Origin of the sequence: Alteromonas sp. D210916BOD_24 (genome assembly GCF_047159385.1) — a bacterium.
Taxonomy (GTDB): domain Bacteria; phylum Pseudomonadota; class Gammaproteobacteria; order Enterobacterales; family Alteromonadaceae; genus Alteromonas.
Genome location: NZ_AP038333.1, coordinates 4,138,873 through 4,155,759, shown reverse-complemented (window position 1 = coordinate 4,155,759; position 16,887 = coordinate 4,138,873). Strand labels below are relative to the sequence as shown.

The window sequence follows — 16,887 nt, the reverse complement described above, 5'->3', positions numbered from 1 at the left end:
ATTTTAGTTCTCTACTAACCGAATCTCCCCGACTAATATCGTTTGACTGGCTAGGCTAAACCTCGGCTATAGCTCTTAACAAGGTATAGCCGTCCATAATCGAACTAGTCGTGCTTGGTAGAGCGCCGTATTACCAGTGATGTTTCAACAACCTGGCTTTGTGTAGGTTTATTTTCCAGTTGATTAAGCAGTTGCTCAACCATTAGCGCTGCCGCTTGCTGGGTGTTTTGGCGAATAGTCGTAAGCGAAGGATGCATTAACTCAGCCAGCGAAATATCGTCATACCCCACTATTCCAACGTCACTGGGAATACCGACATAACGCTCTTTTAGTGCTTTAAGGGCTCCTAAAGCCACCATATCACTGACACAGACAATCCCGTCAAAATCTAGCCCATTGGCCTTTATTCGGTCGTTGATATATTGATACGCCGCTTTCGACGTGATGTCGATGGCGCAGGTGCAGGCAGGATCAACCACAATGCCAGCTTCGTCGTGAGCTTTGAGGTAGCCACGGTGACGCTCTTGCATTTCGGCGTGTTCTGAGTCACCTAAAAACAGTACACGCTTGGCCCCATGGCTTATTAAGTGCTTGGCCGCACTGTAGCCCCCTTCAAAGTTATTCCCCCCCACAATTGGGTAAGGCGCCTGTGTCTTAGCGTCGCCCCACACAACAATAGGTACGCCGCTTTGTGCCGCTAAATCTATCTTCTTAGTCGACTTTCCCTGACCAATAACTAATATACCGTCGGCTCGCTGACTGCGGATAAAATAATTTGCCCAGTTGTCACTGGCCATAAATGAGTTAGATAACAATAATTCATAACCCTTGGCGTTTAGCGCCTGATTTAACTCACCGACCAGTTTCAATAAGAAGGGATCGGTAGTGCTTTGTTCAGTGTTATCAATAAGATTCAGAATGACAGCAATAACATGCGTCTTTTGGGTTCGCAAACGACTGGCTGCCGCATTAATACTAAAATTATGTGTTTTCGCGAGTGCTTGGATCTTATTGCGCGTTTCTTGTTTGATAAGCGGATTGTCTTTCAGTGCGCGCGACGCAGTAGAAGTAGATACACCAGCTAATTCAGCTAATTTTGCCAGTGTCAGTTTTGTATCAGAAGCCAAGTTGTACGTTCTCTAAGGTTGTTATTATCTTCTCGACGCTAACCAGCCACACTCGCCATTACTCTATTTGCGCCATATAACGTGCCGCAAGGGGCCCTAAATCCAATATACCTTACATTCGCCATGCGTAAAACCATGTTAACAATATTCAACAATAAATTTGCAAACGATTGCATTTTATCCTTGCAATCGTTTGCAAACAGATCTATTTTGTTTTGCAATCGTGATGCGTATAACATTTTTTAAACGTGTTTGACGCATTCAGTTAACAACGCACATAAAACTTTTTCGGGAGCACACACCATGAAAACGTTGTTTACAAAAGGAATGCTGGCGAGTGCAGTAGCGGTAGCACTAACGCAGCCCACCATTGCACAAGAAGAATCAAAGCAACCAGCCAATGACAATACCGAAATCATTGTAGTAAGCGGTACGCCAGGTGGCGCAGGGATCAGGAAAATTGACGCAAGTTTCGCAGTCACCAATATCGATGCGAGTGATATTGAAAAGCTTGCTCCAAAATCGACCGCTGATCTATTCAAAGCCATACCCGGTGTATGGGTAGAAAGCTCGGGTGGTGAATCAGGTGCCAACGTTTTTGTTCGCGGTTTCCCTGGTGGTGGTGATGCGCCGTTTCTGACGATTGCTTTAGACGGTTCACCTATTTATCCCGCCCCTACGTTGTCGTTTTTAGAGAACTCTCAGCTTTTCCGTATAGATGAAACTATTCAAATGGTGGAAGGCCTGCGCGGCGGTCCTAACCCAGTTGTCAGCAACGGCCAACCCGGTCTAACGACTAACTTCCGCTTAAAGCGCGGCGGCGAGTCGACAGAAGCGCTCGCAAAATACACCGTATCTGATTATGGTCTGAACCGCGTTGATGTTGTGGCTAGTGGTGCCTTAGCAGACGACTTCTACTATATGATTGGTGGGTACGTTAAAAGCTCTAACGGTATTCGCGATGCTGGCTTTAGATCAGAAGAAGGTAATCAATTTACGATTAACTTAACGAAAGTGTTTGAAAAGGGCGAATTGAACCTTTATACCCGTCAAACTGATGATCACGGTACTTGGTATCTTCCGACGCCACTTAATGTAGCGGGTATTGACGCGAACTATACGCAAATTGGTCCACTTAACCGTCAGGCAAGCATTACTTATGGTGCCGACAACATCACTGAGTCGTTCGATTTTGGCGATGGACGCGGTTGGGATGGTCATGTGAGTGGCGGTAGTCTGAAAATAGACTTACCTAATGACTGGTTCCTTATCGATCGCTTTAACCTGACTAAAGGCAAAGCGAATACCTATGGCCTAGTACCTAACGGCTCAGCAATGACCGTTGCAGATGTGGCCGATAACGGTGAAAGCGCTGTAGGCGCCGTAACAGGTAACGTTTATTCAGGTGATACGCCCATTCAACAAATTGGTCGTTGGGTAGTGCTTAAAGACATTGAATCCTTTACCAACGACTTAGCTGTATCGAAAAGCTGGGAAAGCATTGATGCCTCATTTGGTCTATACAGCGCGACTACCAAAGCAGAAGATTGGTGGAGCTTGGGCAACCATGCTTACCACGTGCTAGTACCAGGTGGTGAAGCATTAAGCGGTATTGCGTGTAATGACAGTGCAGAAGGGTGCGGTTGGAATTACGACATTAATTCAGTAGGTGACGCAAGTACCCTTGCCCTATATGCAACTGGTACCTGGTACGCAACGGCTGATCTTAGTATTGATGTAGGCTTACGCCGTGAAAATCACGAAGTAACCTACTCTGTCGATGAAGGTCTGGACGGACAAATTACTAAAGCGCTTGAGTATGACGAAACCAAAACCTCGTGGACAGTGGGTGCAAACTACGCCTTAAACGATACGAGTGGTGTGTTCTTGCGTATGAACCGTGGCTATAAAATGCCTTATTTCGATGATTTCCGCGATAATTGGGGCGCTTACACAGGAGGTAACGACCTGATAAAACAAGTTACGCAAGGCGAAGTCGGTTATAAGTTCATGAATGATGAAATTCAGTTCTTTGCCACTGCGTTTGCTAATGAAGTTAAAGGTGACACCTTTGTACGCCTACCTGGCGCGCCAGCTGAAATTCTCACAAATGAAGCATACGGTGTTGAGCTAGATGGTCGTTATAGCCATGAATCAGGCTTCTCACTAAGTGTTAATGCCACACTTCAAGAAACAGAAATTACCGCAAGTGCAACCAACGAAGGTAATGAAGCACAGCGTCAGCCAGGTTGGCAGGTGCGCGTAACGCCAAGCTATGGTTTCGATATTGGTGATATGTACGCTTCTGTGTACGGCACCCTATCAGCGGTTGATGACCGCTTTGGCGATAACGAAAATACGGTTGTTCTTGAAGGCTATGAGAAAGTCGACGTTGGTGTAACGCTAGAGCCGACTGAACAATTGCGCCTTCAGTTCTCGGTAGACAACCTAACCGATGAACAAGGCATTACAGAAGGCGATCCACGTAATCCAGACTCGCCTAATGGACGCTACATTATGCCTCGTAGCATGAAACTCAGTGTGTCATATATGTTCTTTTAAACGTGTGACAGTGTGATGTAAAAAGCCAACGCCCTTGCGTTGGCTTTTTTATTTTTTCGTAGCAACAATCATCGTATTGGTCGAAATTATCTCCCGCCAACTCCTTTTTGCACTTACATTAATATCACTCCTGTCAAAAAGAGCGATACCATGAAAACACCGCAGGCTATTTTTTTCGATATAAATGAAACCTTGTTAGATATTAACGCGATGAAACCAGGCCTTAGTACTGTACTCGGCAACGACGAAAGCATAGTAGAATTGTGGTTTACCCAGTTGCTCCATCACAGCTTGGTTGAAATCGCCTCTTCACAATTTCACGATTTTATTGATATAGGCGCTGCAACCTTGATCATGGTCGCGCATAGCCGAGGCATAGTACTAGACGGCGATACTGCGAAAGCAACAATAAAAAAACATATTACGGCACTTCCTGCGCACGCCGATGTTGCTCCCACATTAACGGCACTTCACAGCAAGGGAATTAAGCTCGTAGCATTATCTAATTCATCAGAAAAAGGGCTACACGCTCAGCTTGAATTTGCCAATATCAAACACTATTTTCATCAAATACTGAGTGTTGAAACCCTGGGGATCTATAAACCTCACCCTCAGGTTTATCACTGGGCTTGCAGGCAAGCAAATGTAAAAAACGAAGACGCCATTATGGTTGCAGCCCATGGCTGGGATGTCAGTGGTGCCAAAGCGACGGGAATGAAAACCATTTTTGTAGAACGGCCTGGCAAAATGATGTACCCCCTCGGACTGTCTCCCGATCACGCTGTGAAAACTATGACCGAGCTTGATACCCTTGTCATGCCTAGCTACGGCTAATACACGGGTTTTATCTGATTAAGGACAGGAGATATGTTGGTCGAGGGACACAAAACCTTACGCTATATATCGATGTGCAAGCGTAAGGCTTTAACTAAGGCTATTAAGTAGATGTTAGATTTTCGCTAACTCGGCGCTGCTATTTTCAAATCCTTTCACACTACAAGTATTGTTTTTTTGCTTCAGCGCTCTCAGTTGGCGTTTCAACCACGTTTTTTGTATACCAGATTTTGCCGCATCCATCTCTGTGCTTACTCGGGTAATCTCTTTACCTACGTTAACGCATACTTTTTTACTGGGTTCAAAATCACCGTTAGCTAAAACGGCTGAAGAAAAGAATAAAGCTGAAAGGGTGATAAGTGTTTGCTGTTTCATAGTGTTCCCAACTACTTGTTAATTTCGAATTAAATTCATACCGTCAGAAATGGCATTAATACGCCTGAGATCTGTTACGAAATATAGCAACCCACTTAATGACTTTACGTGTCACAAACTATACGCAGTAATGAATTACCGTCTTTTAGTTAGCGAAGATCAAAAATAAGTTATTGTTATAAATATTATTATTTAAACATCGTCGATTTCAGCGGTGACTATTTCGTATCGTTTCTTATATTTCTTACGCACTTAACAACTGGCCTATCCATAGTATCGGCTACATCAACAGCTTTATGTAGCAACAGTACCCCTTGCTAAGCGACGCTATTAAAGCATCGTTAACAATGGGTCACAAGAGTAAATATGGCACGTCCTTCACCAATTACAAATAAACAGCAAGACTTTTATGGTAAGTAATTGCTTACTAAAAGATTATTACAGACGGCTTCCTGCAGACATTTTTTCAACCGCTTGCATAATTGCTTTTCCCATACCTTCCAGAGATACCACTTGCTTCGCCGCCCCTTTTTCAATGGCGACCTTTGGCATGCCATATACAATGCAGCTTGCTTCGTTTTGACAAAAGGTTTCACTTCCCGCCTTAAACATCTCCAGCAAACCATTGGCGCCATCCTTACCCATACCAGTTAAAAGCACGCCCAACGCATTACTGCCTGCACTTTTGCAAATGGAATTGAACATCACGTCAACTGAAGGTTTATGCCCTGACACTCTGGCACCGTCACTCAGGCGTATGCGGTAATCGGCACCACTTCGCTCTATCTCCAAATGTTTATCTCCGGGTGCTAAATATGCCTGCCCAGGTAATAAACGTTCTCCGCCCTTCGCTTCTTTCACTTGCATTTGGCATAAGGCGTCTAAACGCTTTGCATATGTTGATGTAAAACCTGTCGGCATATGCTGCGTGATCACTGTAGCAGGTGCATTAGCAGGAAATGTACTTAGTACTTCCTTTATGGCTTCTGTACCACCTGTTGAAGCACCAATCGCAATAATTTTTTCGGTACCTGTATAATTCACTGCATTAACAGATGGTCGAATTGCAGGTTTAGTTCTTTTCACTTTAGATTGGGCGGCAGTGCGAATCTTTTCTGCAATAAGCTGATGATATGCAGCCATTCCTTCAGCCACGCCTATTTTAGGCTTAGCCACAAAGTCAATGGCACCAAGTTCCAAAGAGCGAAGCGTGGCGTCAGCTCCTTTTTCCGTTAATGTAGAAATCATTACCACGGGCGTCGGCTTGGCGTTCATCATTACTTCTAAAAACCTTAGACCATCGACTTTAGGCATTTCGATATCAAGGGTTATCACGTCAGGTGATGTCTCTAATACCAGTTTTTTCGCGACAAAAGCATCTGGCGCAGCACCCACTATTTGCATATCGGGCTCGCTTTTTATGATTTCACTTAAAATGTGTCTTATAAGTGCGGAATCATCAACCACCAAAACTTTAATTGTCATTTCTATTCCTCAAACAAATCTACGCTACCACTAATTGAGCGTTCAGAAAGTTCCCGCCGATGTATACTTTCTCGCTCTATAATGGTGGCATTATTCAGTTTGTGAATTCGCTTCATCAGTACATCACCAGTTAACGGGAAAAAATATATTTTTCGCGCATATGAATTGCACAAATCACTTGCCAGCGTCGGAATATTTTCAGTATCCAAGAACTCCATAACGAATTTCGCATTAATTTCACCAATATTCTGTTGAACGATTGATGGAACGACTTTCCCACCACCGAACACTTTAGCTTTTATTCGCTTTTTATCAGCCCCAGCTTTGACTAAATCATTGATAAGCATCTCCATCGCGTGGACGCCATATTTAGTCGCCATAAAATCTGAATTATCTTCTGTCAAAACTTCTCTGGCATCAGGCAGCATAAAATGATTCATGCCGCCTATACCTAACTTCGGGTCAAACATACAAGCGGCTACACAAGAGCCTAACACTGTAACCAGTATTTTATCTTGAGATGTCACACAGTATTGGCCTGGTAATATCTTTATCGCGTCCTTTTTGAATCGCCGGTCATAATAATTGATAGGCTCTTCAAAATGATTAGATCCCACATAAACTCCTATCTAATTAACCGCACAAATTAGCCTTCCCATACCACAAGATTAGTACACATATCGCACGTTATAGAATTAACTAATAAAAACATTCAGCTAATATATGTGATTTTCACAACTACATTTGGCTAAAGCTCATAGAGACTCGATGCTTTATACTCTCGAAGTGAAATGATTAACTAAAAAAAGCACATAGAAGAAGGGCTTATCTATATCACTCAGGGCTCTAGCGGATATTGCGTTGAGTTTGATGTAAATTCTGACTGTGGTGTCTGCATGAGATGATTTTTAGCTTGTTCAGTCAGTAACACTCTATGTGTAGTTTCTCTCTCATGAAGAGTGGCATTATGAAAGTCTCGAATTCTTTTCATATACACACTTCCACTACTGGGGAAAAAGTAAATTTTGCGTGCGTAGTTAGACATAAGGTCACTACTTACCAAAGAAATATTTACACATTTAAGATATTCCAACACAAATTCAGCATTTACCCTGCCTATATCTTGTTGAACAAAACTGGGTAAAACCTGCCCCCCTCCGAAAACTTTTGCTACTAACTTGTCTCTACGCGCACCTGCATTGACTAGTTCTTCAATAAGGGTGTCCATTGCGGAAATCCCGTATTTAGTATGAGTATCCATGTTGGCATCATTTGAAATCGTAGTGTCGGGCAACATAAAATGGTTCATTCCACCTATTTGCTTTTCAACATCCAAAATACATGCCGCCACGCAGGAGCCCAATATTGTCACTAACACTTTGTTAGAGCCAGTAACGTAAAACTGTCCCGGTAACAATTTTATCGCATCAACCTTGAGGCGATTATCAAAATAGCAAATAGGTTTTCCATCGTGTTTCAAATAGTGATTTCCATTTACTTAGCCGGTCTGTAAATAGTTTTCCCCATAGGTGTAACAAGCTCAGGATACATCGAAAAATTTTCTGAATGCCCTGCTACATACATACCATTGGGCTTTAACATTTTCACCATACGCTGAAGAATGTTTTTCTGTGTATTTTTATCGAAATATATCATTACATTACGACAAAAAATGACATCCAAAGGCCCACTAACCCCCCAATGGTCTGAGGTAAGGTTTAACGGTTCAAAACGAACCATTTTTTTCAATTCATCAACAACCTTAACTTTACCCTTGTGAGAACCTTTTCCACGGTACAAGAATTGTGTTTTATAGCTATGAGGCAGTTGCTTTGTTAATTCAATGGGATAGATACCGTTTTGGGCAGTTTGAAGTACATTACTGTCTATATCTGTTGCAATTATACTAATGTCAGTATTAAAAGTGCCTAATGTGGCAGCAACGGTCATGGCAATACTGTAAGGCTCTTCACCAGTACTACTCGCTGCACACCAAATACGCTTACAATTAGGGTTATTTTTTAAGTATTGACTCAATGCATCAAAATGATGGGATTCTCTAAGAAAGGCGGTGAGATTAGTTGTTAATGCATTAATAAAGTGTTCAAGCTCATTATCACTCTTTACGACATAGTCTAAATACTGTGTAAAACTATCCATTTTTAGTGTGCGAAGCCGTCTGCTAAGACGGCTATACACTAATGCATCCTTCGAATCTGAAAGACTAATTCCCGCTTTGCTAAATAACATTTCTTTAACGCGAACGAAGTCATCTCGTCTATAGGTAAATTCCCTTTGTGCAGCTGCGTTCAGTGGAGCAGGCATACACTAAAATGCCTCCCATTCTGCGTCATCCGGAACAGCCGGGCTTAGGGCTTTTACATGAGGCTTTGACATTGCTTTTTCTGTCGTCACCTTATTCGCTTTGCCAACTGGTTGGGGAACAGTTGCAGGAGCGGACTTGTTTTCGTTACCTACCTTGAATACAGCTACACGCTGCGCTAACTCACCCGACTGCTGCCTCATGCTATCGGCAGCGGCAGCAGCTTCTTCTACTAACGCCGCGTTTTGCTGAGTCATTTCATCCATTTGCACGACTGCATTGCTGACTTCTTGTATACCTGTTGCCTGCTCTGTTGACGCAGCAGCGATCTCAGACATAATGTCATTGACGCGCTTTATCGCTGTTACAATATTCGCCATTGTTTCACCAGACTTGTTGGCTAGCACGTTGCCATCGCCAATTTTATCTACCGACGCAGAAATTAACGCTTTAATGTCTTTGGCCGCTTCTGCAGAGCGTTGTGCTAGCGTACGTACTTCTGACGCTACTACTGCAAAACCACGTCCTTGCTCACCCGCTCTGGCAGCTTCTACTGCCGCGTTAAGAGCAAGAATATTCGTTTGGAAAGCGATCCCATCAATCACACCAATAATGTCAGATATACGCTGGGCTGAATCGTTAATTTCGCCCATTGTATGTACAACCTGCTCAATCACTTTACCACCTTCAGAGGCAACTTCAGAGGCCTGACTTGCAAGCCCTTTAGCTTGTTCAGCGTTTTCAGCATTGAGTTTTACCGTGCCCGTTAGCTCTTCCATGGCTGAAGCCGTTTCTTCTAAACTCGAAGCCTGTTGCTCTGTCCGACTAGATAAGTCGGCATTACCTGAAGCTATTTCATTTGAAGCAGTATCAATAGTCTCAACTGCAGTGTGAATTTTGATTATTGTGGCTCTAAGTTCATCAATAAATTGATTAATTGATTCACCTAACACTTTGAAATCGCCATCTAAAGGCTCATCAATAGTCTGCAGTAAATCGCCATCGGTAAGGCTTGCCATAATATTCTTTATACTTTCTACTGCAAGTGTTCTTCCTGTCACATCTGTTGCGTATTTGACAACTCTAAACGGTTTACCTTCTTGATCTAAAATAGGGTTGTATGATGCTTGAATATATACAGGTTCACCCGTTTTACTGAATCGTTTAAATTCACCGGTTGCATACACGCCTTTACGCAACTGCTCCCAAAACGTTATGTAATCTGCACTATTTTTGTATGCTGGATCGACAAATATCGAATGGTGCTTCCCTTTAATTTCATCCAAAGTATAACCCGTAGCTGCCAGGAAATTACTATTGGCATTGAGAATATTACCTTCCATATCAAATTCTATAACAGCTTGAGATTTACCAATAGCCGTTAACTGACCCTCAAAGTAAGCATTTTTCAGCTTATCGTCAGTGATATTGGTCGCATATTTAACAACACGGAAAGGCTTGCCATTCATATCTTCAATGGGGTTATATGACGCTTGAATCCAAACTGATTTTCCGTCTTTACTTATACGTTTGAACTCACCGGTAGAAAATTTGCCTGCTTTTAAGTCAGACCAAAAGTGTTTATATTCATCAGAGTGACGTGTTTCATTATCTACGAATATTTGGTGATGCTTACCCTTAATTTCATCTAGGCGGTAACCCACTGTGTTTAGGAAGTTTTCATTGGCATCAATGATGTTTCCATCCACATCAAATTCAATAACGGCTTGTGATTTCCCAATCGCATTAATTTGCCCTTCAAAATATGCATTACGCAACTTATCTTGCGTAACATCTGTCGCAAATTTTACAACTTTAAATGGTTTACCACTCTCATCGAGAACAGGGTTATAAGACGCCCTTATCCATATTTCTTTACCGCCCTTGGCGATGCGCTTATATTCACCTTCACTATGCTCACCAGAACGTAAAGCTTGCCAAAAAGACGAGTATTCCGAGCTGAGTTTGTAGCTCTGCTCTACAAACATACTATGATGTTGCCCTTTTATTTCCTTTAAGCTATAGCCCATTGCAGCAAGAAAGTTATCGTTAGCATCTAAAATAATCCCTTCAAGGTCGAACTCAATAACGGCCTGCGATTTATTTATAGCTGCAATTTGCCCCTCATAATCCGCATTTTTGCGCTTTTGCTCAGTAATATCAGTTGCAAATTTAATGACATATTCAACGTTACCTTTATCATCAAAAACGGGATTGTAAGTAGCTTGGATCCAAATATCTTTTCCCTGCTTATCGATACGGCGAAACTCTCCACTATGCACATCACCAGATTTTAGTTTCTGCCAAAACTCTTTATATTCATCACTTTTTGCATAGTCAGATTCAACAAATATACGGTGGTGCTCACCTATTACTTCTTCTTCCAAGTATCCCATTGCAGTTAAAAAGTTTTCATTAGCCGAAAGTATCTTACCTTCTGTCGTAAAAGAAATAACTGCTTGACTACGCATGATGGCATCCGACATACCTTTGTAGCGTTTTTGTTCGGTGATATCTTTCCACTCCGTCACATAAAGCAACGTATCGCCGTGCTCATCTGATAACGAAGATGATGTAACATTGAACGTACTTTCAGAGAATGAAATACTGTGTTTAGCGCCATGTGTCACCTTGGTGAGGATATGTGCGAGATCATTGTGTTTGGGCAGGATATCATTTATACGTTTTCCAACTAATGACGTGTCGTGTTCTGAAACTCGAAAATCATTGCGATATACTTTTGCTAAGTTTAAAAACGACGGTGTGTGAAACGTAACAATCCCAGCATCATCGATGACCAAAATATTCGCATCACTCGCTTTCAATATTTTCGATTTAAGCAAAGCTTCGTGTTTTGCCGTTTTCAACTCATCACTATTGAAAAAATTTAATACGCCCATAACCATTATTTCCCTAACCCAAATGAGACATTCACTAAAAAACAATTACTCTGCTTCGTCTGTAGCACCCTCGGGGGCAACCAAACCAAGCTCATCACTAGTGATTAAACTCTCAATATTCACCAAAATTACCATGTTTTCATCTACATCTGCCAAACCATGTAGATACCGACTATCAAATGCCACACCAAATTCGGGTGGGGGCATGACTTGCTCATCAGACAAGCGAATCACATCTGAAACACCATCGACAACAATGCCAACAATTCGCTGTTGAATATTGAGCATAATGACAATAGTGAATTCGTTGTAAGTGGCTTCACCCACGTTAAATTTAATACGCAAATCGACAATTGGCACGATGTCGCCGCGCAAGTTGATCACCCCTTTTATAAATGCTGGGGCATTCGCAATTTTAGTAACCGGTTCATAACCACGAATTTCTTTGACCGTGGTTATATCTAATGCATAGTGTTCATCGCCGAGGATAAAGCTAAGATATTCATTGTCCTCGCCTCCAGTAACCGCTTGATGCAGGGCTGTTTCACTCATGAAAGCAACTCCTCTAATTGACTTGAGGTGTAGGTAGTAGCGATGGAATCTGCATCAATAATAAGGGCCACTTTGCCATCACCCATTATGGTGGCTCCCGCAATGCCCGCTACCTTCCTATAATGTTCTTCTAGGCTTTTGATAACGACCTGTTGTTGCCCAACAAGTGCGTCTACCAAAATGCCAAAACGCTTTTTACTGCTTTCCAATAACACCACAATACCTTCAGTAGGAGACTTTGCTGCGCCCTCTACCTCCATGAAATCGTATAGGGGGACTAGGGGCCAATACTGATCGCGTATATACAGCACAGTATCGTTTCCTAGCGTCTTCAATTGTTGGTGGGTGGGTTGGAAAGACTCGATAATATTCAAAAGTGGAATGACAAATATTTGCGACCCGACTGATACACACATACCGTCTACAATAGCTAATGTTAACGGCAAATGAATATAAAAAGCCGAACCTTCCCCTGTATTACTTTCTATATCAATTCTTCCCCCGATAGATTCAATGTTGCGGCGCACTACATCCATTCCAACGCCTCTACCTGACACATCGGTAATTGCTTCTGCAGTAGAAAAACCAGGTTGGAAAATTAATTGCCATACATCTGCATCAGACATATCGTCAGAAACCGACAAGCCATTCGAACGCGCTTTGGCAAGAATTTTTTCACGATGCAAACCGCCACCATCGTCAACAATACTGATAAGTATACTTCCGCCTTTTTGTTCTGCGCTGAGAATTACTGTTCCCTTTTCAGGTTTACCCGCCGCTAATCGCGTTTCAGAAGTCTCTATGCCGTGATCCACACTGTTCCTAACTAAATGAGTGAGCGGGTCTACTATTTTCTCTATCAGACTCTTGTCGATTTCGGTATTTCCGCCTTGTAAAACAAGCTCAACTTGCTTATCGAGTTTGCTCGCTAAATCTCTCACCAGGCGTGGAAACCGGTTAAACGTTGCCGTTAGCGGTAACATACGCATCGACATTACCGATTCCTGAATTTCTCTGGTATTGCGCTGTAATTCATCAATAGCAAGTTGCAACCGCTCTCCAATTTGTCCATCCACTTCCTGGCCAATCATGGATAACATAGATTGTGTGATAACCAGTTCACCGACTAAATTCACCATAGAATCAATTTTGGTTGTATCGACACGAATAGAGCCTGTCTCTCTACTAGTGAATTTTCTAGTAGAGGTAGTAGTTTTTGCCTTGGCAACAGTTGGCGCCGGGGTTGACGAAATAGATGCTTTATTCTTTATATCTTGGCTTGCAGTGGTTGTTCGAGATTCAGTTGACGAATTAGGAAGTACTGTTTCATCAAAAAAGCCAAAAGCTTCTTCTTGTTCGGGTTTGCTTGAAGTATCGGCGAAGGCATCATCAAAGAAGCCGAAAGCGTCGTCTTTAGAATTTTCCTCAATGGCTGGTTCATCATCAAAAAAGCCAAAAGCTTCTTCCTGCGCTGGTGCCACACTGGCGGCTTCAGGCATGTCTGGTTCATCATCGAAAAAACCGAACCCGTCGTCTTCGGAATCAGTATTAACTATAAATGTATCACTTTCTGCTTCACCAGCTTCTTCTGCTTGAGTTTGCTCCGTTATCGCAGCATTTAAAATAGCTACTCGCTTGGCAATATCATCTTCAGGCACTTCTGTCTGGTGGCGATATGCATCGAGGGTAGCTTTTAGTACATCTAAAGTTTCTAACAAGATGTTGACTATTTCAGTAGTCACTGCAACTTCGTGATTGCGCGCTTTATCAAGCAAATTTTCCATTACGTGCGTGAGGTTCATCAACGCATCGAAACCAAATATCCCGCTTCCCCCTTTTATCGAATGCGCAGCGCGAAATATGCTATTGAGCTCTTCAGAGTCGGGGGAATCTACGTCTAGTCTCATCAACAATTGTTCCATATCATCAAGATGCTCGTCGCTCTCGTCGAAAAACACACTATGGAATTGCTCAATGTCGATGCTCATGCAGAATCCTTGCTAATGAATGGAATAAAAGGTGTGTTATCCCAATACACGCTTGGTTACGTCGAGGAGTTTGTTGGGGTCAAAAGGCTTAACCATCCATCCTGTGGCACCAGCTGCTTTCCCTTTTTCTTTCATATCACCACCTGCTTCAGTAGTTAGCATTACAATAGGAGTACGAGTGTAATTAGCTAACCCTCTTAAACTTTTCACTAACGTCAATCCATCCATGCGAGGCATGTTTTGGTCAGTTAATACAAAATCAAATTTCTGGCTTTTACATTTGTCCAACGCTTGCTGACCGTCTTCTGCAGTAGTGACTGAATAGCCTGCGCCTTTAAGTGTCATTTCAACCATTTGGCGGATAGAGACTGAATCGTCTACCACTAATATATGTTTGCTCATAAGCTTACTTCTCCTACAAAACTGTATAAAACTTTACAATTAATTCCATTCTATGACTTAGAACAACTCAACATCCCCAGCTTTCATAGAAGTCGCTGATACAGGATCGTGGTCATTTTTACCTTTGTCCGCTAACGCTTTGCCGTACTCATTCAAATCGGCAACAAAACCATCTATATTTTCAGGCGTTAATGAATCAAGCCTTTCTATGACAAATTTCATTATATCTTGCGTATAATCAATGTGTTGCCCGTTTATATCCCCAAACTGCATACCCCTAATCGCATTATTTATTGAGCTATCTAATTTCTGACCTATATCCTCAATTTGTTTAGTAGTCACTTGGTCAGCTTCCGCTTTTACGATGATTTCAGATAGCTGTTCACTGATATGAGACTTAGCGTTAACGACTTGAGAGATGTCTTGAGATGCGACAAATTTTGCTGTGTCTGTAAGTTTATCGACTAAGTTTCGGATATTCTCAACTTGCTTTTTAATTACATCACTAAATTGGGTAGAACGAGTAGATAACGCTCTCACCTCGTCTGCAACTACAGCAAAGCCACGCCCAGCCTCTCCTGCACGAGCAGCTTCTATAGCCGCATTAAGCGCTAGAAGGTTGGTCTGCGCTGCAATGTCATCAATACCACTTAACGCGTCTATCACAGTGGGCATTGCTTGTTGTATGGTTTCTACTTGATCCATTAACTGTTGTGTAGACGACGACATTTGTTCAGTAGAATCTATGAATTCCGTCAACGTGCCATCAGTTTCTTTGGCAAATGAACGCATTCTATCTGAATAAGACAGTGTGTGAGCTTCGTCGACACACAACAATGCTTCTATACATTCTTCCTGCTGCGCAACAAGCGCTTTTAAACTATTAAACGCGTTAGACAGCGTCACTACAGCATCATCTTGGGTAGACTTTATTGCGGTTAAGTTGTGTGAACATGTACTCAATGACGCTGATAAGCTATCACTAGCTTTAGAAATGTCACCGTTGCTAGTACTGGGAGAATACTTATTATCCGCTGCTATCGAGTGACTTTGTTGAGGGTTGACCTGATTAGATTGTGAAAATCGAATTTTAAAAAAAACGATTGAGCCTAATGCGACAAGACTCAACACAATCAGAGCTGTAATACCTGAGATAAAGAAAAATAGCAGCCAAGATGCTAGAACCCCGATACAGCTAACAGAAAGAACGCTGTTGAATATACTTTGCAAATTGTTATTTGCAGAAAAATTAGTAGATGACAAAAAACACTCCTTGCTAGCTTGCCCGTCAATGACTATACAAATCAATAAGTTAAAAAATGTAACAAACATCCTAACCAATTTGTATGGTAATAGAAAAACCTTTTTTATCGAATAGTGATGTATTTTTCGATGTTGGGGAAAAAATGTTCTCTCAAATAAGGGTAGTACTCATTTTCAAAATCAGCCAAGCATACAATTAGGTTTTTATTCAAAAAAATCGGTATATCATTTAAAGAGGTGGCAAAAAGATAAACTGAATTGTAAAAAAGTAGGAAAATAACTTAATTAAGAACGTTTCGCCTTAAGACAAAGGTCTTACGAGCGCTGTCAATATACAAAATTGTAACGCGCCAGGCGCTGGTACCGACACGGTCGGTGCTTTTAATACTTCAAGATCAAAAAGCCCCGCTAATGCGAGGCTTTTAAGAGTGGTGCCCAGACGGGATTGTACCGCGCCAGGCACTGGCACCGACACGGTCGGTGCTTTTAATACTTCAGGATCAAAAAAGCCCCGCTAATGCGAGGCTTTTAAGAATGGTGCCCAGAGGCGGGATCGAACCACCGACACGCGGATTTTCAATCCGCTGCTCTACCAACTGAGCTATCTGGGCGAAACTGGTTAGCGTTCTAGGCGTTTAGTACCTGTCCTGCTGTGGGTGCGTATTAAACGGTTTTCGCTTACACAAGTCAACCGTTTTTCTCGCTTTTTTTTCGGTTTTGTTACCGTTTGAACATTGTTTGCTCAAAAAGCCCTTTTTTGGTTATTTTTCAGGCGGAACATACCCTTCAATCGTAGGTTCTATGTCATCAAACAGATAAGCAGCCATCTTTTCTTCAAGAAAAGAACGCGCGTTTGGCTCCATCATATTGAGTTTATGTTCATTAATTAACATGGTTTGTTTTTTCTGCCATTCCGCCCACGCTTCTTTAGAAATATTATCAAAAATACGCTTACCTAGCTCACCGGGATAAAGTTGAAAATCCAACCCGTCAGCTTCTTTTTGCAATTTTCGACAAAATACGGTTCTTGCCATGCTCTTTCCTTTCATTCAATTTTATCGACAGGAGCCTTATCT

14 protein-coding genes and 1 tRNA gene are annotated in these 16,887 nt (G+C 42.2%); 2 read left to right on the top strand and 13 right to left on the bottom strand.

The window, feature by feature from the left end; translation table 11 throughout:
* Positions 1-104: 104 nt before the first annotated feature.
* On the bottom strand, positions 105-1,127 hold the full coding sequence (locus ACMCM8_RS18030; protein ID WP_412724176.1) for a LacI family DNA-binding transcriptional regulator: 1,023 nt from the start codon (positions 1,125-1,127) through the stop codon (positions 105-107).
* A gap of 303 nt (positions 1,128-1,430) precedes the next feature.
* Here ACMCM8_RS18030 and ACMCM8_RS18025 point away from each other — a divergent pair, with 303 nt between their 5' ends.
* Both ACMCM8_RS18025 and ACMCM8_RS18020 read left to right on the top strand, forming a co-directional pair.
* Positions 1,431-3,689, top strand: a complete 2,259-nt coding sequence (locus ACMCM8_RS18025) for a TonB-dependent receptor (protein ID WP_412724174.1) — start codon at positions 1,431-1,433, stop codon at positions 3,687-3,689.
* 150 nt (positions 3,690-3,839) lie between these two features.
* Positions 3,840-4,523, top strand: coding sequence for a haloacid dehalogenase type II (locus ACMCM8_RS18020; RefSeq protein WP_412724172.1), 684 nt, complete (start codon positions 3,840-3,842; stop codon positions 4,521-4,523).
* 114 nt (positions 4,524-4,637) lie between these two features.
* On the opposite strand, the gene ACMCM8_RS18015 is transcribed toward ACMCM8_RS18020, so the two are convergent.
* From ACMCM8_RS18015 to ACMCM8_RS17960, 12 genes are all read right to left on the bottom strand, one after another.
* A complete protein-coding gene (locus tag ACMCM8_RS18015; RefSeq protein ID WP_412724170.1) occupies positions 4,638-4,898 on the bottom strand; it encodes a hypothetical protein in 261 nt (86 codons plus the stop codon).
* 438 nt (positions 4,899-5,336) lie between these two features.
* On the bottom strand, positions 5,337-6,383 hold the full coding sequence (locus ACMCM8_RS18010) for a protein-glutamate methylesterase/protein-glutamine glutaminase (protein ID WP_412724168.1): 1,047 nt from the start codon (positions 6,381-6,383) through the stop codon (positions 5,337-5,339).
* Positions 6,384-6,385: 2 nt separating this feature from the next.
* On the bottom strand, positions 6,386-7,000 hold the full coding sequence (cheD, locus tag ACMCM8_RS18005; protein WP_412724166.1) for a chemoreceptor glutamine deamidase CheD: 615 nt from the start codon (positions 6,998-7,000) through the stop codon (positions 6,386-6,388).
* Between the two features lie 221 nt (positions 7,001-7,221).
* Entirely contained in the window at positions 7,222-7,863 is a 642-nt protein-coding gene (gene cheD, locus ACMCM8_RS18000; protein ID WP_412724164.1) for a chemoreceptor glutamine deamidase CheD, read from the bottom strand.
* A 14-nt stretch (positions 7,864-7,877) separates the two neighbouring features.
* Positions 7,878-8,708 (bottom strand): CheR family methyltransferase, encoded by an 831-nt coding sequence (locus tag ACMCM8_RS17995; protein WP_412724162.1) that lies wholly within the window; start codon positions 8,706-8,708, stop codon positions 7,878-7,880.
* A 3-nt stretch (positions 8,709-8,711) separates the two neighbouring features.
* Complete coding sequence (locus tag ACMCM8_RS17990; protein WP_412724160.1) at positions 8,712-11,606, bottom strand: methyl-accepting chemotaxis protein; 2,895 nt, start codon at positions 11,604-11,606, stop codon at positions 8,712-8,714.
* A gap of 45 nt (positions 11,607-11,651) precedes the next feature.
* Positions 11,652-12,158, bottom strand: a complete 507-nt coding sequence (locus tag ACMCM8_RS17985) for a chemotaxis protein CheW (protein WP_412724158.1) — start codon at positions 12,156-12,158, stop codon at positions 11,652-11,654.
* Positions 12,155-14,146, bottom strand: coding sequence for a chemotaxis protein CheA (locus ACMCM8_RS17980; protein WP_412724156.1), 1,992 nt, complete (start codon positions 14,144-14,146; stop codon positions 12,155-12,157). Before ACMCM8_RS17980 ends, ACMCM8_RS17985 begins: the two co-directional genes overlap by 4 nt.
* 36 nt (positions 14,147-14,182) lie before the next feature.
* Positions 14,183-14,548, bottom strand: coding sequence for a response regulator (locus ACMCM8_RS17975; RefSeq protein ID WP_412724154.1), 366 nt, complete (start codon positions 14,546-14,548; stop codon positions 14,183-14,185).
* Between the two features lie 57 nt (positions 14,549-14,605).
* Positions 14,606-15,277, bottom strand: coding sequence for a methyl-accepting chemotaxis protein (locus ACMCM8_RS17970; protein WP_412727780.1), 672 nt, complete (start codon positions 15,275-15,277; stop codon positions 14,606-14,608).
* A 1,069-nt stretch (positions 15,278-16,346) separates the two neighbouring features.
* A tRNA-Phe gene (locus tag ACMCM8_RS17965) sits at positions 16,347-16,422 on the bottom strand.
* 150 nt (positions 16,423-16,572) lie between these two features.
* Entirely contained in the window at positions 16,573-16,845 is a 273-nt protein-coding gene (locus ACMCM8_RS17960; RefSeq protein WP_412724152.1) for an oxidative damage protection protein, read from the bottom strand.
* Positions 16,846-16,887: the final 42 nt, after the last annotated feature.

What these genes read in the sequence shown, in the direction of transcription:
- ACMCM8_RS18025 (WP_412724174.1), top strand. Translation starts at nt 1,431, where the DNA reads ATGAAAACGTTGTTTACAAAAGGAATGCTGGCGAGTGCAGTAGCGGTA.
- ACMCM8_RS18020 (WP_412724172.1), top strand. Translation starts at nt 3,840, where the DNA reads ATGAAAACACCGCAGGCTATTTTTTTCGATATAAATGAAACCTTGTTA.
- ACMCM8_RS18015 (WP_412724170.1), bottom strand. Translation starts at nt 4,898, where the DNA reads ATGAAACAGCAAACACTTATCACCCTTTCAGCTTTATTCTTTTCTTCA.
- ACMCM8_RS18010 (WP_412724168.1), bottom strand. Translation starts at nt 6,383, where the DNA reads ATGACAATTAAAGTTTTGGTGGTTGATGATTCCGCACTTATAAGACAC.
- ACMCM8_RS17995 (WP_412724162.1), bottom strand. Translation starts at nt 8,708, where the DNA reads ATGCCTGCTCCACTGAACGCAGCTGCACAAAGGGAATTTACCTATAGA.
- ACMCM8_RS17990 (WP_412724160.1), bottom strand. Translation starts at nt 11,606, where the DNA reads ATGGGCGTATTAAATTTTTTCAATAGTGATGAGTTGAAAACGGCAAAA.
- ACMCM8_RS17985 (WP_412724158.1), bottom strand. Translation starts at nt 12,158, where the DNA reads ATGAGTGAAACAGCCCTGCATCAAGCGGTTACTGGAGGCGAGGACAAT.
- ACMCM8_RS17980 (WP_412724156.1), bottom strand. Translation starts at nt 14,146, where the DNA reads ATGAGCATCGACATTGAGCAATTCCATAGTGTGTTTTTCGACGAGAGC.
- ACMCM8_RS17975 (WP_412724154.1), bottom strand. Translation starts at nt 14,548, where the DNA reads ATGAGCAAACATATATTAGTGGTAGACGATTCAGTCTCTATCCGCCAA.
- ACMCM8_RS17970 (WP_412727780.1), bottom strand. Translation starts at nt 15,277, where the DNA reads ATGTCGTCGTCTACACAACAGTTAATGGATCAAGTAGAAACCATACAA.
- ACMCM8_RS17960 (WP_412724152.1), bottom strand. Translation starts at nt 16,845, where the DNA reads ATGGCAAGAACCGTATTTTGTCGAAAATTGCAAAAAGAAGCTGACGGG.